Genomic DNA, 22,145 nt, shown 5'->3' with positions numbered 1-22,145 from the left:
CATCAGATCAGAGCTGCGAAGGGGGAGGGCGCGGCCGTCCACGGCGCTTCGGTCCAGCGACATTGGCAATGGCGTCGCCGGACCTGGCCGCCATGGAGACGCTGGTCAGGATGGGAGTGCCCGCGTTGCCGAACGCATGGCTCCAAGGCGTCCAGCCGTCGTGGCTTCGCTGCCGCAGGATCCAGGTGGCGAGGTCGTCGCCTTCGTAGGTGACGCCAGCGCGCCACCTGCCGCACCGCGCGGCCGCGGGCAAGCACGCGAGCACGCGAGCACGCCATGAACTTGCAGGTCCTCGTCGACCGGATGGCCTGCCAGGGGCGAGAACAGCCCGATCAATCATGCCGAAATATGCGGACTGAAACCGTGATGCCGACGACACGCCGTCGCGCTCGCACGTAGGCTTTACCGTCCCGTGGTTGCCGCTCCCGCGGGTCCGTCGGATTCTTGGTCACCATGCCGTCGGGCAGCTGGTTCTGCTGGTCACGGGGGAGCGGGGAACGTCATGCACCTCGAGTTCCGGCACCTCCGTGTCCTGCTCACGGTCGCCGAGGCCGGCAGCATCCGCAAGGCCGCCGCACGGCTGCAGCTCTCTCAGCCGGCCATGAGCGCTCAGCTGAAGCGGATCGAACACGAGCTGGGCGGCCCGCTCTTCATCCGCAGTGCCGACGGGGTGAAGCCGAACGAGAACGGACAGTACGTCCTGCGCTGCGCCCGTGACCTCGTCGTCGGCTTCGACCGGCTGCGTGAGCACGCGCGCTCGGCGGCCGAGGCGGACAGACGGGCCACCGCCCCGCTGAGGGCGGGCGGAACCGCCGGCCCCCTGGTGTCCCTGCTGGTCTCCGCCCTCTTCGATCTCGTCCCGGAACGACGGCTCACCATAGATGCCCGCCGCTCCGTGCACACCCTGGTGAAATCGCTGAGCCTGTCGAAATGCGACATCGCGGTTTTCGGCGAGTTCCCGGGTTTCCCCCTTCCGGTCGGCGAGACGGTGGCGACGCGCGCACTGCTCCGCGAGCCGGTCTTCGTGCTGCTCGCCGAGGACCACCCGCTGGCGCGCCAGGAGATGGTCAGTCTCCATGAACTCGCGGGCGAGGACTGGGTCATGCCGGAGGCCGACGAGAGCGGTGTGCACGCGTACCTTCATCTCACCTGCCAGGCGGCGGGGTTCACGCCGCGCATCGCCCATGTGACGTCGGACCTGTCCGTGGCACAGATCCTGGTCGCCGGTCGACGTGCCGTCTGCGGGGTATGGCCGACCGCCGATGTCTCCGCCCGGGGTACCGTGCAGCGGCCGCTCGTGGACGTCCCGTTCCACCGGCGGGTGCTGCTGGCCTGGAACACGGAATCGGTTCCGCCCGAGCTCACCGACGAGGCGTGCGAGCGTGTGCTGGCCGCCTATCTGTCGCTGGTGCAGCAGCGGCCGCAGTATCTGGCCTGGTGGGAGGACGGGGGCCGGGAGTTCGCCCTCGGCGAGGGCATGTGATCGGCTGGGCACGGCCCAACGCCCTATAACTCCACAGTTATATCCCAGATGAAGTCGGGTCAGGGACATGTCACCTGTTGAACACTTCGCGTCAACGTCCAAGGACGTCGTCACCCCACGACGAGCGAAGGAATCACCCCGTCATGTCCCGTCCTCTTCTTGCCCTTTCCGCGATGGTCGCCGCCGGCGTCATCACGGGTGCGATGGCCATACCTGCGCACTCGCAGACCAATGCAGTGCAGCGCGGATCCTCCGTCCGCGCCACGGCGATATCCCAGGCCAAGGCGAACGTGACCCGGTACGCCGACACCTTCGGGTTCGGCGCGGGCCAGACGCTCCATGTGAAGGACGTCGTGATCGACGCCGACGGCACCCAGCACGTCCGCTTCGAGCGGACCTACCGCGGCCTTCCGGTCGTCGGTGGCGACTTCGTCGTCCACCAGAAGGCCGACGGCTCCTTCAAGGGATCCACCCGCGCCAAGGCCCACAAGGTGGGCCTCAAGTCCGTCACGCCCAGAGTCGACGCCAGGGGCTCCGCGGCCAGTGCCCTGAAGCGCTCGCACGGGTTGGTGCGCAACGCCAAGTCCACCCCCGAGCTGATCGTATGGGCCGGTGACGGCACCCCGCGCCTGGCCTGGCGCACCACTGTGCAGGGCCTGGGCGACAAGGGCCAGCCGCACGGCGAGGTCTTCGTCACCGACGCCACCACCGGCGCGGCGATCGAGAACTACGACGCCGAGCACGAGGCGACCGGCACCGGCCACTCCGAGTACACGGGTGACGTCAGCATGGACACCACCCAGCAGGCCGACGGCACCTTCGCCCTGATCGACCCGGTGCGCGGCCACATCACCAAGGACGCGCACAACGTCTCGTCCTCGTCCCTGAAAAGCTCCTCCGGCACCCTGTTCACCGACGCCGACAACATCTGGGGCGACGGCAGGAAGTTCTCCACCGACCGTGCCACCGCCGCCGTCGACGCGCACGCCAACACCGCGGAGACGTTCGACTACTACAGGGCAACTTTCGGCCGCAACGGCATCAAGAACGACGGCCGCGGCGCCACGGTCTTCGTCCACGTCGGCACCAACTGGGACAACGCCCAGTGGTCGGACTCCTGCTTCTGCATGATGACCGGCGACGGCAACGGCAGCACCGACCCCGAGCAGGTCGACCTCGACACCATGGGCCACGAGATGACCCACGGCGTCACCTCGGCCACCGCCAACCTGCGCTACAGCGGTGAGTCCGGCGGCCTGAACGAGGCCACCAGCGACATCCTCGGCACCATGGTCGAGTGGTACGCCAACAACCCGGTCGACACCCCCGACTACCTCTTCAGCGACCAGTCCACCCCGCCGTGGCTGCGCCGCTTCGACAAGCCGTCCCTGGACGGCCGCTCGGCCGACTGCTGGTCGAAGTCGGTCGGCCGGCTCGACGTGCACTACTCGTCGGGCATCGGCAACCACTGGTTCTACCTCGCGAGCGAGGGCAGCGGCGCCAAGACCATCAACGGCGTCTCCTACAACAGCCCCACCTGCAAGGGCTCCGCCGTCACCGGCATCGGCAACCAGAAGGCCTCCGCCATCTGGTACCGGGCACTGACCGTCTACATGACTTCCACGACGGACTACAAGGGCGCCCGCACCGCGACACTGAACGCGGCGAAGGACCTCTACGGCGCCACCAGCCCCGAGTACGCCACCGTGGCCGCGGCCTGGAGCGCGGTCAACGTCCTCTGACACACCCACGCAGCGCCTGATCCACGGGAGCCGGCCCGGGCGACGACCCACACACTCGTCGCCCGGGCCGGGGGACGGAGCCATGGCCCACTCCTCGGTGTCGGCAGTATCGGCGGACAGCCAGGCAAGCGCCCCAGCCTGCGCGGATTGCGGCGGTATCGGGCCTGGGGTCTCGGACATGCGAGGATTGCGTGGCAGGGTCCTGGCCCGGCTGCGGCAGCGGGTGGAGGTCCCTCCGGTGGAGGCGGTTCCGGGGCACGAGGGAGGTGTGGAATGGAGGTCGTGGGAGTCGACGCCTGCGGTAAGCAGGGCTGGGTCGGGATCGGGCTCTCGGACGGCGCCTACGCGGGCAGCTTGGTGGAAGCGCGGCTCGACACACTGATCGAGCGTGCCGCCGGAGCGCGGGTGATCGCGGTGGACATGCCGCTCGGCCTTGTCGAGAAGGGTTGGCGTGCCGCGGACCTCGCGGCCAGAGCCCATCTCGGTGTGCGGCGCAGCAGTGTCTTCCTCATTGCGCCAAGGCCGACGTGGCGGGAGCGGCACTATGCGGCGGCCGCCGACCGGTGCCAGGAGCTCACTGGTAATCGGCTGAGCCAGCAGGCGTGGGCGCTGGCCCCAAAACTGCTGGAGGCTCGGGCGTGCTGGCTGGCCGACGAGCGGGTCCATGAGGTGCACCCCGAGATGTCCTTTCACGCATTGGCCGGCGGGGTGACGCTGACTCACGCCAAGAAGACCTGGCGTGGTCAGCAGTTGCGCCGCTCTCTGCTGGCCGACGCCGGGATCGTGCTCCCGGACGCGCTCGGTGAGGCGGATCGCATCCCGGCGGACGATGTCCTCGACGCCGCCGTCGCGGCCTGGTCGGCGCACCGGATCGCACTGGGGGTCGCGGACCGGGTTCCCGAGGTACCCGAATTCGACGCGGAAGGCCGCGCCGTCGAGATTCAATTCTGACCATCCGTCGGATTCGGGTCGTTTGCAGAGTCCTCGGGAGGCGAAGTCTGCCGTGCGCCCTCCGCAGGGGGCGACGAGCTTGCGCAGGGACCAGCGGGTGAAGGGCTGGCCCAGGCGCGGATCGACTCCAGACGGGCGTCGTCCTGCAGTGCGGCGTGGACACCGGTGTGCGGCCCTGACTAACCCCCCACCGAATCCAGAAGGCCCTCACCCGCGCACGACCACAGTGCTGTCACCAATGTGCCCGAACAGCACACCTCGGGCCTGTTCTCATCACTCGGCTCACCGTTGGGGAACGGGATGCTGACCGGGATCGTCTCGACGCGCTGGATGTCGCTCGCATGGACCGCTTCTGGCTGGACGCGACGCAGGGCCGGACAGCGGCCTGCGGCCCGGCCGATCGGGAGGGCAACGAGTCCTGCGTGCTGCGTGCTGCCTCCTGTTCCTGGCGACGACGAGCAGTCGCCCTCGAACTAGTCAGCGACCAGCAGGCTGCGGCGATCGCCCACCATCCCGTGCGACGCGCACTGCCGCACGGGATGGTGGGTGCTGGGCGGAGTCAGCTCAGAACCGGTCGGCAGGCTGCGAGGTCGCCCCTCGTGCCGCTTGTCCGCACAGGCGCCCGCTTCGAATGCGGCCGCCTTGTCGAACACGCCGAGGCCACACCCCGTTCAGTGCAGCGGGGGCGGCCCGTCCTCGGCCCCCGTTCCCCACCCGGACGGGTCGGTGCCCACCGTGAATGCGAGGGAGCGCATGTGCCGCAGCGCATCTGTCGTCAGATACGTTCGGCCGTACGACGCGTTGTCGACCCGCGCCGACTGGATGTAGCGGCGGGCGTCCGAGGTACCGGGTGCCGTCACCGTGAGCGCCCCGCGAGGGTAGTAGTGGCGGTCCAGTCGCAGGTCGACGCGTTCGAAGACGGGTGCGGACAGGCCCCACGTGTCGTAGCCGGGCTGCACCGGGAAGATGCCGATCGATGACAGCACGTTCCAGGCGGACATGGTGCCGAGGTCGTCGTTGCCGGTCATGCCGGTCGGGGTGTCCGTGAAGAGGGTCAGCGCGGCGTGCACGACGTCGGTGGTCTTCCAGGGCCGGCCGGTCGAGAGGTAGGTGTACGGGGCGATGAGGTCGGGCTCGTTCTGCGGGTTGTACTTGTCCGCGTTGTAGTAGTCGTACGGGCCGTTCACCCACACCTCGCGAGCTGTCTTCGCAGGGTCCCGCACCAACTGGTCGTAGGCGAAGAAGGAGTCCAGCCGGTCGTTGGCCGCCTGCTTGCCGCCGATCAGACCGACCATCCCCGGCAGGTCCTGCGGTACGAGCCATTGGTACTGCCAGGCCGTGCCCTCATGGAATCCCTCGCTCCGCGCCGGGTCCGCCGGACCGGTGAACGCGCCGGAGGCGTCGCGCGCGCGGAAGAAACCGGTCGAGGTGTCAAAGATCTGCCGGTAGTTCTGGGCCCGGGCGGCGTAGCGTGCCGCGTCGCGGGCGTGGCCGAGATCGCGGGCCATCTGGGCGAGCATTGCGTCCGACAGTGCGTACTCCAGAGTCGCGGACGCCCCGTGGTCGTAGTCGGAGTCACCGGGCTTCACGTGCGGGCGGCCCTTGATGTAGGGCGCGAAGCCGCGTGCGATGTACTCGTTGTTGGCCTCGCGGCCCACGGCCGGTGAGTCCGCGGGCGGCACTCCGTCGGCGTTCTTCTTCAGCGCACGGTAGGCCCGTTCCTCGTAGCCCTTGAGCAGCCCCTGCTGGTACGCGTTCGTGAGGAACGGGGTGACCGGGTCGCCGGTCATGATGTTCGTCTCGACCGTGCCGTAGCCCCACTTCGGCAGCCAGCCGCTCTCCTCGTCAATCCTGATGACGGAGATCGCCATGTCCCGAGCCTCATGCGGCGCGAGCAGGGACAGGAGCTGGGACTGAGTGCGGTAGGTGTCCCACAGGGACCAGTTCTGGTAGTACGTGAAGCCCCGGGCGCGGTGGACCCTTTGATCCCAGCCGGTGTAACGGCCGTCGGCGTCGCTGCCGATGTTGGGCGCCAGGAAGGACCGGTACAAGGACGAGTAAAAGGTGCGACGCAGGGTGTCGCTGCCACCCTGCGCGCGTACGGTGTCGAGCCGGTCCTCCCAGGCGCGCCGCGCGGCGTCGCGGGCCCGGTTGAAGGAACGGCCGCCCTCGGCACGGAGGTTGACGGCTGCGCCGTGCGCGTCGACGTACGAGAGGGCCGTGGTCGCCTCGACGGTCCGGTCCTTGGTCGTGTCGAAGCGGACGTAGGCGCCGTCCCGGCCGGTCCTCGAGCCGTCGGTGACCATGGAGCCGTTCCACGTGCCGTGGGCGGTGAACGGACGGTTGAAGCGGGTGATGGTGTAAACGGTGTACGGCTTGGTGCCCTGGCAGAAGCCGCTGCCGGTGATCGTGGTGCGCACGGTCCGGTTGTCGAGCACCTCGACCTTGCTGGAGACACTCCGATGCAGTGACTGGCCTGCGTTCAGCAGGACGTTGGCCTTGTCGGTGGCGGGGAAGGTGAAGCGCTGGACGCCGGTGCGCGCGGTGGCGGTCAGTTCCGCGTCGATGCCGGTCTTCAACCCGACCTTGTAGTAGCCCGGGCTTGCCTGTTCCGTGTCGTGACTGAACTCGGCCTGGTACCTGGCGTAATCCGTCACCGTGACGTCGCCGGTGGTCGGCAGCACCGGCAGGTCCCCGCCCAAGCCGCAGCCGACACCGGAGAGATGCACGAGGGAGAAGCCCCTGATGTGGTTCTGGGAGTAGTCGTAGCCGGTGTTGTGTCCGGTGTCCGGCGAGAACTGCACCATCCCGAAAGGCGCCGCTGCGCCGGGATAGGTGTTTCCTTCGTTCTCGGTGCCGATGAACGGGTTGACGAGATCGGTGAGTTCGCCGTCCTGGGCGGCGGCCGAGGACGGCGCGGGCGCGATGAAAGCAGCTCCGAGGACTGCGAATACCGCGACAGCACTGCGTATGCGCCGAGTCCATCTCATGGGCTTCAGCTTCCTCTCTTGGACAACGTTGTCACAATGGTCGCTCATCCTGCAGACCACATGAGTGGCCGTCAAGAGTGATACTGCGAAGGGAGGTTGGCTTTCCGGGCTCGCGTGCGTGCGGCACCCTCGCCCGACAGGACTGCCGATGGGTCACGGCCTGGTTCTGCGATCGTCCGCGCCGCGCGCGACTGCTGCCTCGATGGTGAGGACCTCCGCATCCGGTACAGGTCGAGCACCGCTGCACCTGCCCCGCCAGTAGACAGGCGGCTGCGTCATCTACGAACTCGTCCGCAGGAGCGCCGACTTGGCCAAGCAGTAAGAGCACCTACGAAGTGATCGGCGCCAAACCCGCCCAGAAGACCTTCCACCGCCCTCAGGCCGGCACCATGCGGCTCACCGCACAGGCCGTGTGCCCGGAAGGCACCCCAGGCATTCGACCTTCCCCCTGTTTCGGAGTAGTTGAGCTGGGGGGATACGACCAGCAGTGTGAGGGTGCGATGGATCTCACGTCTCGTCGTCGCTGGGCTCAGTCCGCTGAGGGCGTTTCCGCTTCGACCACCGGTGAAGTCGATGCGGAGGCGGGGCCTGGAGCCGGCTCGGAGCCACGAGCAGTGGTGGGCAACCCGGCAGCCTGGCCCCGTGGGCGCCTGAATGCCGGGACGGCCACCAGGCCGAAACCAAGGACCGCCGCGAGCAGGTGGCCGATGGTGGTGAAGTCCGGCAGCGGCCCCGTCCACTCGGCACCGCCGAGGGGCCAGGCGAGCACGAAGACGGCCCAGGGGAGGCGGCCACGCCGGGGCAGGGCGAGTGTGCCGACCGCCATCACGGTCTGGGCGCCGTAACTGACCCCGTAGTCCGAAGCCTGCAGGACGGCCGCCGGATACCATCCGTGCTGAACTGCGACGGTCACGACGACAGCGGTGAGCACGGTGGCTGTCACATGCCCGCCGAGGAACACGGCCACGGCGCGCGGCTTCCCCCACCGGCGCTCCACCCAGGCCAGGAAGCAGCAGACACCGAGGCCCAGGGTGATGAAGGTCCCCACGAATTCAAGTGAGGTGACATCCGTGAGCGTACCGTCGAAGAACAGCACGCTGCCAAGGAGCGCGGTCACCGGACGATCGTGCAGGTTGTCCAGGTTGGTGCTGACGTGGCCCAACAGGGCGGCCACCCGCTCGGCGGAGAGCCCGTAGCTGACCCAGGCGTGGCTGACGAGGAGTAGGCAGACGTAGGTGAGGGTCAGTGGTGCACGGCGGGGGTACGTCCGGGCGGTGCGGAGCAGTCCGCCCAAGTGAGCCGCTGGGGACTGAGAGTTCATGCTGTGAGATTGTCCCGGTTGAGCAAAGCTGAGGAGTGGCGGGGTGCCGGGACGCATCGTGGCCCGTCGGGCCCGATGGCGCGCCCGCCGACGCCGGGACTTCCGGCTCGGACGCCAGATGACTGGTGCGCGCCGAGTGGAAACACTGGCGCCCACCGTCTGCCGCTGGCGGCTGGACGGCATCCCGATCGGCGCCCCGACAAGCGGGTGATCCTTTGGAAACAGGTCATACATGCAGTGGGCGCCAGCGGCGCTTGCCCAGCGTCGGCAAGCCAACTGGGCGCGGACACCCGATGAGATGGCTGCCGTGCGGGACGCGGCCCCGGCCGTCGGTGGGTCCGCGCCCGGCTCTGCGCTCCCTCATGCTCTGCGCTCCCGCCTCCCACGATCAGGGAGTTTGATCACCGATAGCCCTGCCTGCACCCATGGCCTCCGGCACCGTTTCCTTCAGCGACGGGACACCAGGCGTCCCGCCCCAGCAGGAGGAGACACATGCGAGCAATGACGGCCCTCACCGCCGGAGCACTGGCACTCACCCTTGCCGCTGGAGCAAGCTGGGCCGCCGAGGCGTCCGCCGAGCACGCTCCCGCTCACAAGCCCGCACACGCCCGCGCCGCTGTTGCGGGCTACCAGATCGTCACCCTTCCCAACGCGAACGTCCCGAACTTCCAGCGGCGGACCGTCTACTGCCCGTCCGGCAAGCGGGTCGTCGGCGGCGGTGCCGAAGCCCAGGGCAACGGCGCGGTACTGGTGGGCAGCTTCCCCACGCCCGACGGCACCGGCTGGATCGCCCTTGGCCGACAGGACGGTTACAGCAGCGTCGGGATCAGCGCCTACGCCATCTGCGCCTCAGCCTGACGCACCCTTGGGTCGCCTGAAGGCCGTATGACCTCACGCCCGGCCCTCACGGCCCCGACGGCGCCCCGCTCCGGACCCCCGGCGGCGGGGCGCCGCACATCCTGCTGGGTAGAACCTGACCACCGCGGTCAATTGCGTCGAGACGGTCTCCCGCCTTCTTGAGCCAACCCTTCTTGCCTTGACCGTCCTGGCTGTCCGCGAACCCATCAAATGCGGAGAGAAGACGCGCAAGCTCTGGGGAGATTGCACCGCTCAGGTTCCTGTGCGGGTGCCGCGCTCGGCCGAGAACGCCTCGGCCTGCCAGAGACGACATCGTGGAGCGGATCCAGGCCCCATGCTGGTGTGCGACTGCCCGCCTGAGGGTCTTGTGCGGTTTTTGCCCAGATCACAACGCGGTGGTGTGCGACGTGGACGTCCACCGAGTCAAGCTCGCGCCGGACCCCTACACGTCCTTGCCATCTCCCGCGGCGCCATGCACCGGCCTGCCGATGTCGCCGGCCTGCCCGCTGCACACGCGGCCAGCGCGGACAAGGCCCGGCCGATGCCGGCGCACCTGCTGACATCCCGTCCCGAACCAGCGGGGGACCGGGTCAACGCCTTCCGGGCTCTTCGACCTCTTCGACCGGACCGGAACAGTGCAGAGCAGCCCAGGTGTCGGCCGGCACGAAGGCCGGTATCAGATGGGTGAGGACGAGCGGTTCGGCTGCTGCTCCGCCGCCTTCTTCAGGGCGTCGAGCCAGGCGCTGAGCGAGTCGTCCAGCGCGGCGGCGAGGTTGTCCCGGTCGGCGTCGACCGGCGCGCCCGCCCAGGATTCCCGGGTGTGGACCACGACGCCGTCGCCGTCCTCGGTGAAGGTCCACTCGTGCACGCCGGTGATGCCGTGCGCGGGACCGCCCCACAGGATGCGGTGCGGGGCATCGACCGCGTAGATCGTGGAGTCGATGGACAGGCCCGCGGTCGCCCAGTGGAAGGTGGTGCCGTGGGTGATGGGGCCGTCGAGCCGGGCCTCGGTGATGGCGGGCTGCCAGCCGGGCCAGAAGCCGATCCCGGTGTGCAACTGCCAGACCCGCTCGAGAGGAGCGGCGATCCGGATGGTGTGGTCGGCAACGACGGGGGCGTTCTCGTCGATGGTCGTGGGGTAGGTCATGGCGGTTCCTCGGTGTCGGGGGCCCGGGCCGCCGTGGGGGAAACGGCGGCCCGGGCGGCTTTGGCGGGTCGGGCGGGCGGTTCGGAGTGGGGATCCGGCAGCCTTGGATGCCACACGGGTTCGGGGCCCGAGCCGCAGTGGGGGAAACGGCGGCCCGGGCGGCTTTGGTGGGTCAGGCGGGCGGTTCGGAGTCGGGGATCCAGTGGCCGTGGATGCCGGCGGGTACCCGGCGGGGGAGCTCGACGGCGGCCACAGTGCTCAGGTCGCTCGCGTCCAGGACGAGCAGTTCCGAGGCGTCGGCCTTGAGATCGCTGACGATGGTGAGCAGGTAGCCGTCGTCCTCGGCGGTCCCGCCCTCGGCTGGCGCGAAGACGGCTTCGCCGGGCATCCGGCCCTCCCCGTGCGCGAACAGCTTCTCCTGGCCGGTTCGCGTGTCGAACTTGACGGTGTGGTAGCCCGACAGGCCCGCGCCGGGGAAGGCGATGGCGTAGCTGTAGCGGTAGGCCGAACCGGTGTGGGCGTCGTTGATCGACGGGAACTCCGTGGCCAGGTCGTTGAGGGACTCGGTAGTGACCTTGCCGGTGGCCGGGTCCATGGTCCACCGGTAGAAGGTCGAGCCGGCGTCGGGGCTGGTGCCGTAGCCGGGAGCGCCGACCCACCACTTCCATGAGTTCTCCCAGGCGGAACGGTCGAAGCGCGGCGCTTCGAGGACGATTCGCCCCTGGGCGTCGGTGTACGCGTTGGTGACGTGCAACAGGGCCGCCTGGTCGGCGACTTCGTACCAGGTGGTCTTGCCGCCGGCGCGGGGCATCACGCCGATGCGCAGCGGGACTTCGTCGTGCCAGTGGTAGGGGATGCCGGACTGCTCGGCGTGGTCGAAGACCACCGGCGAGTTGATGAAGACGACGTGCTCGCGGGTGATGGCGAAGTCGTGCATGAGCGACGGACCGGAGCCGTCGATGACCTCCGATTTGACGATGTCGCCAGAGGCGTCGGCCACGTAGTAGGTCAGATACGGGGGGAAGGGGCTGTAGCTGAAGAAGTGCAGTTCGCCGGTCTCCGGGTCCTCTTTGGGGTGGGCGGTCATCGCGCTGGTGAGCTTGCCGCAGAAGTCGTGGACGCCGAGCGTGTCGAGGTCGGCGCTGACCTCCCAGGGCAGGTTGGCCTCCTGCAGGGCCAGGTAGCGGCCCCCATGGAAGATGATGTTGGTGGCGGCGGCGCTGACTTCCAGCTCGGTTCCGGTGAACGGAACGCCGTCCAGGAACGGGGTGCGCACCCAGCGGTTGCGGTACCACTCGGCCCGGCCGCCCGTGAGGCGGACGCCGTGGATCATGCCCTCACCGCGGAACCAGTGGCTGGGAGTGATGCCGGGCTTGGGGTTGTGGCCGTTGCGGAAGTAGCGTCCGTTCAGTTCGGGTGGGAGCGTGCCGCGCACCTTCAGCTCGTGGCCGGTGATCTCGTCGGTGACGGGGGTGAAGTGGCCGCTGATGTACGGCTTGTCCAGGGGCATGGTCATGCCTTTCGCGTCGAAAGAGCCGAGATGAGCAGGGTCAGGGCGGCGCAGGCCAGGAAGGCCGCGCCGGAGGAGGGCAGCAGGGTCAGGAAGGACAGGCCGATGGCTCCGCCGATCTGTCTGGTGGCGTTGACCAGCCCGCCGGCCAGGCCGTTGTCGGCGGCCGTAACGCCTGTGGAGGACATCGCGGTGAGCCGGACGAAGGCCACCCCCAGTCCGATGCCGATGAGGAGCGTCGGGCCGAGCAGGTCCACAAGGAAGGTGCCGTCGGCCGGGGTTCGGGACAGCCAGGCCAGTCCGGCCGCGAGGACCAGCAGGCCCACCGGGAGCACAGGGCGGCCGGGGATCTTGCCGGTGACCCACGACGAGAGGGTGATCATGAGGGCGAGGGGAAGCTGGGTCAGCCCGGCCTCCAAGGGCGAGTAGCCGAGGGTGCGCTGCTGGTAGAGGGGCAGGAAGTAGAACAGGCCGAGCCAGACCGCGCCCAGCAGGGCCATCAGCACATTGGGCACCGCCACCACGCCCATGCGCGCCGGCAACAGCGGGTCGGCTGCGCGGCGCTGGAGCACCACGAACAGGCCGAGCAGCGCCAGACCGATCACCGCGAGCGGCCAGGGCCCTGACAGGCCGTAGGTGAGCGCGACCAGCCCCGTCGTCACCGTCACCGTGCCCGGCGCGTCCAGGTTTCCGCCACGTGGCCGGTCGGCTGCGACCAGCAGCCAGGTGGCCACCAGGACGGCCAGGGCGAGGGGCACCATCACGACGAACACGGCCCGCCAGCCGTAGAGGCTGGTGAGCAGCCCGCTCAGCAGTACGCCCGCCGCCCCGCCGGCACCGGAGACCGCGCCCCACACTCCGAGCGCGGTGCCACGCCGGTTGCTGTCGGGATAGAGCGTCAGCACGAGGGCCAGGGCCGTGGGGGCCAGCAGCGCGGCGCCGATTCCCTGCGCCGCCCTGCAGGCGATCAGCACGATCGCCGTGGGCGCCAGTGCCGCGCCCAGGGCGGAGAGGGCGAACAGGCCGATGCCGAGCAGAAACACGCGGCGAAGGCCGTATACGTCGCCTGCGCGCCCGCCCGGCAACAACAGCGCGCCGAAGACCAGTACGTAGGCGTTGACCGTCCACGCCTGGCTCGTGTCCGACAGATCGAGCCCGGCCCGGATCTGGGGCAGGGCGACGTTCACGATCGAAGTGCTCAGCACGACCAGGAATTGGGCGGTGGCCAAGACCGCCAGCGGTGTCCAGCCGGTGGTGGTCTGTTGCGGTGCGGCGCGGGTCATGGCTCGACACTGGCAGCGGGCGCCCGACGCTCGCGTCGGTAGTCATCGCCTATACGTCTGCCCGCGGTGCGGCCCTGGGCGACCGGGGTCCCGGATTCCCCTGCGGCGCGTGACCGCATAGGTTTTCCGACATGCCCGAGACATACACGGATGCGCTGATCGGCCGTCAGGACGAGATACGGCAGCTCGACGCCCTGCTCCAAGCGGCGCGGGAGAGCCGGGGCGGCGCCCTGGTACTGCGCGGTGAGCCGGGCATCGGCAAGAGCGCGCTGCTGCGGCACTTGGACGGGGCCGCGGCCGGATTCCTCGTCATGCGGGCGTCCGGCGCGGAGTTCGAGATGGAGCTGCCGTTCGCCGCGCTGCACCAGTTGCTCGCGCCCGTCACCGACCGCCTCATGGCGTTGCCGGCGCGGCACCGCAAGGCGCTGGAGATCGCTTTCGGTCTTGGCACCGGCACACCCGATCCGTTCCTGGTCGGTGTCGCGTCGCTGGGCCTCCTGGTGGAGAGCGTGGGAGAACGCCCGCTCCTGTGCGTCATCGACGACGCGCAGTGGCTGGACCAGGCGTCGGCCAAGGCGCTGGCCTTCCTGGCCCGCCGCATCTCGGCCGAGTCGATCGCCCTCGTGTTCGCGGCGCGCGAGCAGAGCCGCCTGCCCGAACTGGACGAGCTGCCCGGCCGTTCGCTCCAGGGTCTTGGCGAATCGGATGCCCGCGCGTTGCTGGCCGCGGCGAGCCGCGCCCCGTTGGACGAGCGGGTGCGCGACCGCATCCTGGCCGAGGCGCGCGGCAATCCCCTTGCGCTGGTGGAGCTTCCCAGGACCGCCGGACTGGCCGGGATGGCGGGCGGATTCGCCCAGCCCGACTCGGTACCCGGCGTGATCGAGCAGAGCTTCCGGTCCCGGCTGGAGCTCTTGGCGCCGGCGGCCCGGCTGCTGGTGACCGTCGCCGCCGCCGACCCGATCGGCGACCCCGGCCTGCTGTGGCGTGCGGCCGAACTCCTGGGGATCGACGCGACTGCCGCCGCCCAGTGCGCCCCGTTGGTCGAGTTCGGCAACCGGATCCGATTCAGCCACCCCCTCGCCCGCTCGGCCGCCTACCGCGCCGCGACGCCGCAGGAGCGGCGCAGGGCGCACGAAGCGCTGGCCTGTGTGACCGACCCGGTCGCCGAACCCGACCGGCGGGCCTGGCACCGTGCCCAGGCCAGTTCCGGCCCGGACGAGCAGGTCGCCGCCGAGCTCGAAGCCTCTGCCACCCGCGCCCGGGAGCGTGGCGGTGTCGCGGCGGCGGCGGCCTTCCTCGAACGCTCGGCCGCGCTCACGATCAGCCCTGTCCAACGCGCCGAGCGGGTCCTGGCCGCGGTCCAGGCCAAGCTATCGGTGGGCGACTTCGACACGGCGGCCGAACTGCTCACCACCGTCCGCACCGACGATGCCGGCCAGGCCGCCAGGACCGACCTGCTCCGCGGCAAACTGTCGTTCGTCCGCCGCCGGGGGGACGAAGGCCCCACGGCGTACCTCCTGCGTGCCGCCGCCCGGCTGGCGGCCACCGATCCCGCCTGGTCACGGGAGTGCTATCTGGACGCCATCGAGATGGGCCTTCTGCTCGGCGGCCTCGACCACGTGGTGGAGGCCGTCGGGAAGACCCCGCCGTCGGGCGAGCCGGTATCCGGCGCCGTGGCGGTGCTGACCGGCCTGATCAACCTGGTCAGGGACGGGCATCCGGCGGCGGGAAAGATCCTCGGGCCGGTCGTCGCCGACGCCGACGCCGAGGTGTGGGCCAAGCGGCCGTCACTGGGCTTCATGCTGGCCACCGAGCTGTGGAACTTCGACGCCATGTACGGCATCGCCACCCGTGCCGTCGCGGCGGGCCGTGAGTCGGGCTCCTTCCACGCGCTGCCCATCGGACTGGCCATGCAGGCCGCAGTGACCGTGCACACCGGCGACTTCGGTGCCGCGATGGAGTTGATCTCCGAGGAGGAGGCGATCGCCGACGCCACCGGCGCGGCGCCGCTGGTCTATCCGCGCCTCCACCTGGCCGCGCTGCGCGGGCGGCGCAAGGAGGCCGTCGAGCTCTTCGCGTCGGTGGATCACCGGATGAGCCTGAGCGTGCGGTGGGCGACGGCCGTGCTCAGCAACGGCCTGTCCGACTACCCGGCCGCGCTGAAGGCGGCGAAGCAAGCGGTCGAGTACGGCGCCGTCGGCACGGCGGGCCTCGCTCTGCCCGAGCTGGTCGAGGCAGCCGTGCGATGTGGCGAGACCGAGGTCGCCGCCGCGGCCCTCACGTCCCTCCAAGAACGCACGCAGGCGGCCCGGCAGGCGTGGGGTCTTGGCGTCGAGGCCTATGCGCGGGCCCTGGTGACCGAGGACGAGTCCGTCTACCAGGAGGCGATCGACCTGCTCGACGACAGCGCACTGGTCGTCTACCGCGCCCGGGCACATCTGCTGTACGGAGAGTGGCTGCGCCGCCAGGGCCGACGGCGTGACGCCCGGTCCGCGCTGCGCCTGGCGCACGAGCGGCTGTCCGCCCTCGGTGTGGAGGCGTTCGCCGAACGCGCCGCCGGCGAGTTGCGCGCCACGGGCGAGCAGGCCCGCAGCCGCACATCGAAGGCATCGGACCAGCTGACGATGCAGGAGGTGCACATCGCACGCCTGGTGGCCGACGGCGCAACCTCCAAGGAGGTGGCGGCGAAGCTGTTCCTCAGCCCGCGGACGGTCGACGCGCACCTGCGCAACATTTTCCGCAAGCTCGGCCTCACGTCACGCAGGCAACTGCGCGACCTGCCCGACATCCGTTAGCCGCATGGTGGTGGCAGCGGCCTCGGGCCCGCTCATCGACTCCACGGGGCCGGGCCAGCTCAACCCGTACTTGGCCCGGTAGGCATCGGAGACACGCTGGACCTGCTCGGGGTCGTCCACCGGCCGCAGAGCGACGGACAACCGGACCCCGGCCACCTCCACCTCCGTGTCCGCATGCCCCAGAACCCGGCGGTACCAGGCACTTCGCCGTCCGAAAGCCGAGCGCACATACGCCTCCCCGTCGAGGACCACCACCCAGACCGTCCTGGCCGACCACCGGCCGTCCGCATGCAGTACCCACAAAACGATCTCCGCACGATCCATGTCAGTGCTCATGGACCAACTTTCACCGCGGCGGCACTACATATGCGTCGGCGGTCTTCACCTAGATAGGCGGGCTTCGCCGATGCGAGAGCGGTGCTCTCGCAACGAAGCTGAGTGCCATGACGAACATCGACATGAAGCCCGAAACTGCAATCGACACCGACACCGACACCGACACCGACACCGACACGCACCCTGCGGAGGCGGCCCCTGCCACAGGGGCGCCTCACCACCACAAGGACTCGAAGAAGAACCAGCGCACGAAGAAGAACAAGGGCACGAAGAAGAACAAGGCCCGGCGCCGCGCCGCCAAGGCACTGGCCTACTTCGCCCTGATCTTCACCGGACTCTTGGTCCTGGCCGAGCCGTGGCTGCTGCTCCCGGTCGTCGCCCTGGTCCTGGCGATCTCCCTCTGGGACTGAGCCGGACACCGTCGCGACGGAGCACACCTTCGGCCTGCTCACGAGCCGAGCCGAGAGTTCACGGCGAGAACGCACGCCGGGCTCCCGAAATACCTCGCTGAGACGGTTGCTCTCGCCAAGTCGTACCGGCGTGGCGAGGTGCTCGTCGACGACGGGGTGCCGCCGGTGGGAGGAGGTGCCGCTTGCGCTGAGGCGCGGTCAGCGGCTCAGGAGCAGTCCCGTTCCCGACACGTCGGCGCGGATGCCGTCCTTGGCCACTGTCACGCTCTGCAGATGCAGGGCGCCCGCGGGCGGCTTCGGCAGTTGGAAGGCGAAGGAGAAGCGGCCGGCGATCTGAGGGCGGGTGAGCTTGGTCAGTGCGGTGAACAGGGACAGGTCGAGACCGAGCCGTTCGAGCAGCCTTGGGTGGGCGAGTGCCGCGTCCACGAGGTTGACGCCGGTAAGTTTCCGCAGGAAGCGCGGCGCGCTGGTGAGTCGATGGAGCTCGTCCTCGTCGTGCAGCGCGGCACGTACCGCATCGTCGGGGACGCCCAGGCGGTGCACGATCTCCGGAACTGCCAACAGGGCTCGGATCTTCTCGGCCTCCCGGGCGAGACGGCGAGCTGAGGCACGGGTCAGGTGGAGGCCATCGGCGGGCCCGGTTCCGGGCTGGTACGTGGCAAGGCCGTCGATGTCCAGCCGTATGCCGTCCACGGAAGTGGCGATGCCGCGGTCCCCGTCACGCCGGACGTGCGCCTCGGCCCGGACGCGCAGCTCGCGGCCCGCGATGTGCAGGGCCCCGGCCGCTCGGACGCGGCCGGGGCCGTGAGCCGTGAAAGCCACCTGGGAGGCGCCGAGTTCACGGTTCATGTCGGCGAACGACAGCAGTACTCGGCCATGCATCTGTCGCACGAGTGCGCCGCGGATCGTGGTGGGACCGTCGCCGTTGATGCGTATGTCGTCCGCCGCTGCGGTGACCTGGGTGAGGGTGACCCGGTCGGCCGGGATGTCGGGAAGGGTGACCCGGACCGAGTCCAGGTGCCGGGAGGCCAGTTGTGTGAGGAAGGGGAAGCCGTCGATCCGTACCTCGGGGGCGGCAGCGAGGCGCAGCTCGTCCTTCAGCCGTTCGGAGGCCTTGTGCTCGGCGTAGAGCACCGCCCAGCGGTCGGCCAGCGTGACGAGGCAGGCGAGGGTGAGCACCCAGGCCAGGACTCGTGCCACGGTGGGCAGTCCGGTGGCGCGGTTGCGACGCCGGCTGCCGCGCCTGTGATTGGGCGGTGCCCAGGGTTCGTCGGCGTCCTCGTCCCGATGGGCCGCTGTGCTGCCCTGGGGGAGCGATTCGTCCCATGGGCGGCCCGCCGGCGAAGCCAGTTCGTCGTACGGATTGCGGCCGCGCGGAACCATTTCGGGAGGAGGCCCGTCCGACCGGTCAGGATGATGCGTCTTGATGTGGGGGGTACGCATCGGTTCATTTGATCACATAGTGGCACCTGGTCCGCAAGTCCCATCTGAAAACGAGTCAAGGAGCACGGTGGAGGAGCCGGAGTTCGGTGTCATGCTGGCCGAGGCCGGGAACCAGGGGCTGGAAGTCATCGGTGCGGTGCGCGTCCTGACCGGGCTGAGCGCGTGGCGAAGCGGGCAGTTGCTCAAGTCCGCCCCGACCATGGTTGTTGAGGGGACCTGGTTCGAGGCAGCAGTTGAAGCCGTGAGGAGCCTGAACGTAGTCGGCGCGAGAGCCGAATTGGTCTGCGGATGGTGCCAACGCGTGATGCCTGCAACTGACTGCCCGGTGGATCCGGAGCCCTGCTCGTCCCCTTACCTGTCGCCGACAGGCTGCCCGGCGAGCCGTCCCGGATCCTGACCGGTCAGGGACACTTCGGATCTCACATGCACTTCGCCGCGGGCGCCATGCCACGGTGAGGCTCGCGTTTGGCGGTCACGACAGAGGCGGCCCACGGCGCCACCTGTGCACTCGCGCGCCATGAGGCGCGGCATCAGGACTTCGGACCGAATGTCCTCGCCGGCGATACGGTGTACCAGCAGGTTCACCGCCCGGCGTCTCAGTTCGGCCGTGGGCGAGTGGACTCTGGTGAGCGGTACGGGGAGTTGCGAGGCCAGCGGCGTGTCGTTGAAGCCGGCGGGCGCGAGGTCCCGGCCGAGCGCCAGACCCAGGTCACGGGCGGCGCCCATGGCCCGAATGGCGGCGAAGTCGTTCAGGACGCCTGCGGTGTGCGGCTCGGCCCTGTGCTGCACATTCAGGACGTCGACCCGGAATCGGTCGGGCTGCGCAGCCATGGTGGCCGCGTCGGTGACGTCCCGAATCCGACGGCATCTTTGCTCCTGGAGCGGTACGCGTCGAGGCAGCGGTGCTCCTGGCTTCGGTCTGCACGCCTGACCGGCGCCATGGTCTGCGCGCCGTCCCAGGCATCTGCGATGTCCGACCTCGACGGTCGGGATGCCTGCGGGGATGCCCGAAGTCCCCGTCCTGCTTGTTGATCACGCGGGCCGGGACGGTGGCGAACAGTTCTCAGCACGGCTCTGGGCCAGTCGACATCACGAGCGTCCGAGGGCCTCGTGGAGCCGCCGCAGGAGGTCGGCTCCTCGTCCTGCTCTGCGAGGAGGCTCTGCATCGGCCGACCCCCGAGAACACCGTCGGCTGCGTGAAGCAGTCGGATCCGCACGCGTTCCTCCGAGTCCCACCAAGGCACGGCCCCCAGTTCCGGCGCGCTGCTCGGATCTCACAGCCATTTACCTCTAGAGAGGCCCAGGAGAGACGGTTCCCCACCTCGCCGTCTCGGAGGATGCTCAGTCGAGACAGAACTCGTTGCCTTCGATGTCCTGCATCACCATGCACGACTCATTGTCGTCATCGGCAAGCAGTAGGCGCACGCGTGCCGCGCCGAGCGCGACCAGTCGTGCGCATTCGGCCTCAAGCGTGGCCAGGCGCTCTTCACCCACGAGTCCGGTCCCGACCCGCACGCACAGATGCACCCGATTCTTGACGACCTTGCCTTCGGGAACGCGCTGAAAGAACAGTCGCGGGCCCACACCTGAGGGATCACTGCATGCGAACCATGAACCCTGATCCTCAGGAGACCGGGAGCGGTCGAAATCGTCCCACGTGGCGAATCCCTCCGGTGGCGGCGGTACTACGTACCCCAACACCTCGCACCAAAAGCGAGCGACGCGCTCAGGTTCTGCGCAGTCGAAGGTGACTTGGAACTGCTTGATCGATGACACCGGTCCACCGTAGCAGGGGCGCTCCGCCGCTCAATTCCCAGTGGATATCCGCATGTTGACGAGAGCATAGCCCCTTGCGAGCCGCTGCCGTGTCGTGCGGTCGCAGCGGTGAACCGATGTCGATGGCTCCAAGGGGTTGCCCGCCGTCCCGGACCAGGCCGCGGCCACGGCCCTCCCCGCGGTTCCCGACGGCAGCTGCCGATCCGGGTCCGCGCCTACGGAGAAGAGGCTTCCCCAGTGAGGACGGACTCGCGCATACCCAAGGGTGTATGTGTGGAGCTGAAAAGACCCGGCGGAGTTCATGCTCCGCAGACCTGAACCCGCCTGGGCTCGGCTGATGCTCAGTCAAACCCCGCCGACTATCGAACACTCCATCGCCATAAGCGGACAGGAAACGTCGAGGAGTTGTGAGGTGTGTGTCCGTGTCCTGTCAACTTCTCCTGTCAGGTGTCACGCTCTTCGCATCCCCCCACAGGAACGATCGATGGAGACCGCATGACCCTCCATGCAAACACCCGGCCTACCGCCGCCCTTGTGGCCCTGGCTGCCGCAGCCGTGATCGCGGCACAGACCGGTGCGGCGCAGGCCACCCCCGAACGAGCCGAGGCCACCACCCAGGGCCGCGGGACGTTCGACCACGTTGCGGCCGTGAAGGCCGCCCAGACCGAAGCAGCGTCGGCCGCCCGGACTCTCGGACTGGGTGCCAAGGAAAAGCTGATCGTGCGTGACGTCGTCAAGGACGCCGACGGCACGGTGCACACCCGGTACGACCGCACCTACGCCGGGCTGCCCGTACTCGGCGGCGACCTCGTCACCCACACCGCCAAGGACGGCAAGCTCAAAGGCGTCACCAAGGCCAGCAACGCCCGCATATCAGTGGCGACCACCACCGCCGCCCTCAAGGCGGCGGCCGGCGCCCGAAAGGTGATCTGGGCCGGAGGCAAGGGCAATCCCGTGCTCGCCTTCGAGACCGTCAAGACGGGTGTCCAGAAGGACGGCACCCCCAGCCGGCTGCACGTCGTCACCGACGCCACCACAGGCAAGAAGCTCTACCAGTACCAGGCCATCGAGACCGGCACCGGCACCAGCCAGTACAGCGGCGAGGTCCCGCTCTCCAGCACCAAGACGGGTTCGGGCTTCGAGCTCACCGACGCCGACCGCGGCGGCCACAAGACCTACGACCTGCACCAGGGCGAGAGCGGTACCGGCGACATCGTCAAGGACGACGACGACAAGTGGGGCAACGGCAAGAGCGACGAACCGCAGACCGCTGCCGTGGACGCCGCCTACGGTGCCGCGATGACCTGGGACTTCTACAAGAAGGAGCTCGGCCGCGACGGCATCGGCGGCGACGGCAAGGGCGCGTACTCCCGGGTTCACTACGGCAACGCGTACGTCAACGCGTTCTGGGACGACGGCTGCTTCTGCATGACGTACGGCGACGGTGAGGGGAACAAGAAGCCCCTGACCTCACTCGATGTGGCCGGCCACGAGATGAGCCACGGTCTGACCTCGCGCACCGCCAAGCTGGAGTACAGCGGTGAGTCGGGCGGGCTCAACGAGGCGACCAGCGACATCTTCGGTACCTCGGTCGAGTTCTTCGCCAACAACAAGGAAGACGTCGGCGACTACCTCATCGGCGAGAAGCTCGACATCAACGGCAACGGCACGCCGCTGCGCTACATGGACAAGCCCAGCAAGGACGGCAACTCGCTGGACGCCTGGAAGCAGGGCGCCGGGGATCTCGACGTTCACTACTCCTCCGGCATCGCGAACCACTTCTTCTACCTGCTGTCCGAGGGCAGCGGCAAGAAGACGATCAACGGTGTCGAGTACGACTCCCCGACGTCGAACGGCTCGACGGTCACCGGGATCGGCCGGGACAAGGCGTACAAGATCTGGTACAAGGCACTCACCGCCTACATGACCTCGACGACCGACTACAAGGCCGCCCGTGAGGCGACCCTGAAGGCGGTCGGCGACCTGTACGGCGCGGACGGCGCGGAGGCGAAGGCCGTGGCGGCCGCCTGGAGCGCGGTCAACGTGGCCTAGCCGAACCGTAGGCGCTGGCCTTTGCTCAGGGGTTCCGGATCACTCCCG

17 protein-coding genes are annotated in these 22,145 nt (G+C 69.2%); 8 read left to right on the top strand and 9 right to left on the bottom strand.

The window, feature by feature from the left end; translation table 11 throughout:
• Positions 1-502: 502 nt before the first annotated feature.
• The 3 genes from Q8A52_RS33345 (at position 503) to Q8A52_RS33335 (ending at position 4,176) form a co-directional block, all read left to right on the top strand.
• Positions 503-1,483, top strand: coding sequence for a LysR family transcriptional regulator (locus Q8A52_RS33345; RefSeq protein ID WP_316758237.1), 981 nt, complete (start codon positions 503-505; stop codon positions 1,481-1,483).
• 143 nt (positions 1,484-1,626) lie between these two features.
• Positions 1,627-3,225, top strand: a complete 1,599-nt coding sequence (locus Q8A52_RS33340) for a M4 family metallopeptidase (RefSeq protein WP_316758235.1) — start codon at positions 1,627-1,629, stop codon at positions 3,223-3,225.
• Between the two features lie 273 nt (positions 3,226-3,498).
• Positions 3,499-4,176, top strand: coding sequence for a DUF429 domain-containing protein (locus Q8A52_RS33335; protein WP_316758233.1), 678 nt, complete (start codon positions 3,499-3,501; stop codon positions 4,174-4,176).
• Positions 4,177-4,847: 671 nt separating this feature from the next.
• Here Q8A52_RS33335 and Q8A52_RS33330 read toward each other — a convergent pair.
• On the bottom strand, positions 4,848-7,166 hold the full coding sequence (locus tag Q8A52_RS33330) for a GH92 family glycosyl hydrolase (protein WP_316758231.1): 2,319 nt from the start codon (positions 7,164-7,166) through the stop codon (positions 4,848-4,850).
• Between the two features lie 529 nt (positions 7,167-7,695).
• The gene (locus tag Q8A52_RS33325; RefSeq protein WP_316758229.1) at positions 7,696-8,487 is read right to left on the bottom strand and encodes a rhomboid-like protein; all 792 of its coding nucleotides are present in this window, start codon (positions 8,485-8,487) and stop codon (positions 7,696-7,698) included.
• A 492-nt stretch (positions 8,488-8,979) separates the two neighbouring features.
• Here Q8A52_RS33325 and Q8A52_RS33320 point away from each other — a divergent pair, with 492 nt between their 5' ends.
• Complete coding sequence (locus tag Q8A52_RS33320) at positions 8,980-9,345, top strand: hypothetical protein (protein ID WP_316758228.1); 366 nt, start codon at positions 8,980-8,982, stop codon at positions 9,343-9,345.
• Positions 9,346-10,021: 676 nt separating this feature from the next.
• Here Q8A52_RS33320 and Q8A52_RS33315 read toward each other — a convergent pair.
• The 3 genes from Q8A52_RS33315 to Q8A52_RS33305 form a co-directional block, all read right to left on the bottom strand.
• A complete protein-coding gene (locus Q8A52_RS33315) occupies positions 10,022-10,492 on the bottom strand; it encodes an SRPBCC family protein (protein ID WP_316758226.1) in 471 nt (156 codons plus the stop codon).
• Positions 10,493-10,664: 172 nt separating this feature from the next.
• Entirely contained in the window at positions 10,665-12,008 is a 1,344-nt protein-coding gene (locus tag Q8A52_RS33310) for a carotenoid oxygenase family protein (protein ID WP_316758224.1), read from the bottom strand.
• Positions 12,005-13,285 carry an MFS transporter gene (locus Q8A52_RS33305; RefSeq protein WP_316758223.1) on the bottom strand — a complete coding sequence of 427 codons (1,281 nt, stop codon included), beginning with the start codon at positions 13,283-13,285 and terminating at the stop codon, positions 12,005-12,007. The genes Q8A52_RS33310 and Q8A52_RS33305 overlap by 4 nt, the downstream gene beginning before the upstream one ends.
• Positions 13,286-13,416: 131 nt before the next feature.
• Here Q8A52_RS33305 and Q8A52_RS33300 point away from each other — a divergent pair, with 131 nt between their 5' ends.
• Entirely contained in the window at positions 13,417-16,080 is a 2,664-nt protein-coding gene (locus Q8A52_RS33300; protein WP_316758221.1) for an ATP-binding protein, read from the top strand.
• Here the strand turns inward: Q8A52_RS33300 and Q8A52_RS33295 are convergent.
• Positions 16,042-16,416, bottom strand: a complete 375-nt coding sequence (locus Q8A52_RS33295; RefSeq protein WP_316758219.1) for a DUF2255 family protein — start codon at positions 16,414-16,416, stop codon at positions 16,042-16,044. The genes Q8A52_RS33300 and Q8A52_RS33295 overlap by 39 nt on opposite strands.
• A 107-nt stretch (positions 16,417-16,523) precedes the next feature.
• Between Q8A52_RS33295 and Q8A52_RS33290 the strand changes: the two genes are divergently transcribed.
• Positions 16,524-16,826 carry a hypothetical protein gene (locus Q8A52_RS33290; protein WP_316758217.1) on the top strand — a complete coding sequence of 101 codons (303 nt, stop codon included), beginning with the start codon at positions 16,524-16,526 and terminating at the stop codon, positions 16,824-16,826.
• Positions 16,827-17,024: 198 nt separating this feature from the next.
• Here Q8A52_RS33290 and Q8A52_RS33285 read toward each other — a convergent pair whose 3' ends face one another.
• Positions 17,025-18,209 carry an LmeA family phospholipid-binding protein gene (locus Q8A52_RS33285; RefSeq protein ID WP_316758215.1) on the bottom strand — a complete coding sequence of 395 codons (1,185 nt, stop codon included), beginning with the start codon at positions 18,207-18,209 and terminating at the stop codon, positions 17,025-17,027.
• Between the two features lie 43 nt (positions 18,210-18,252).
• Between Q8A52_RS33285 and Q8A52_RS49200 the strand changes: the two genes are divergently transcribed.
• Entirely contained in the window at positions 18,253-18,666 is a 414-nt protein-coding gene (locus Q8A52_RS49200; RefSeq protein ID WP_408649295.1) for a ribosomal protein L7/L12, read from the top strand.
• On the opposite strand, the gene Q8A52_RS33280 is transcribed toward Q8A52_RS49200, so the two are convergent.
• Both Q8A52_RS33280 and Q8A52_RS33275 read right to left on the bottom strand, forming a co-directional pair.
• Entirely contained in the window at positions 18,621-19,127 is a 507-nt protein-coding gene (locus Q8A52_RS33280; protein WP_408649298.1) for a substrate-binding domain-containing protein, read from the bottom strand. The genes Q8A52_RS49200 and Q8A52_RS33280 overlap by 46 nt on opposite strands.
• A gap of 483 nt (positions 19,128-19,610) precedes the next feature.
• Entirely contained in the window at positions 19,611-20,045 is a 435-nt protein-coding gene (locus Q8A52_RS33275) for a VOC family protein (RefSeq protein ID WP_316758211.1), read from the bottom strand.
• A 495-nt stretch (positions 20,046-20,540) separates the two neighbouring features.
• Between Q8A52_RS33275 and Q8A52_RS33270 the strand changes: the two genes are divergently transcribed.
• Entirely contained in the window at positions 20,541-22,097 is a 1,557-nt protein-coding gene (locus Q8A52_RS33270) for a M4 family metallopeptidase (protein WP_316758209.1), read from the top strand.
• Positions 22,098-22,145: the final 48 nt, after the last annotated feature.

The organism is Streptomyces herbicida (genome assembly GCF_032656585.1).
Classification (GTDB): Bacteria; Actinomycetota; Actinomycetes; order Streptomycetales; family Streptomycetaceae; genus Streptomyces; species Streptomyces herbicida.
The sequence above is the reverse complement of the archived record's forward strand: the minus strand, read 5'-3'. Positions and strand labels throughout refer to the sequence as shown.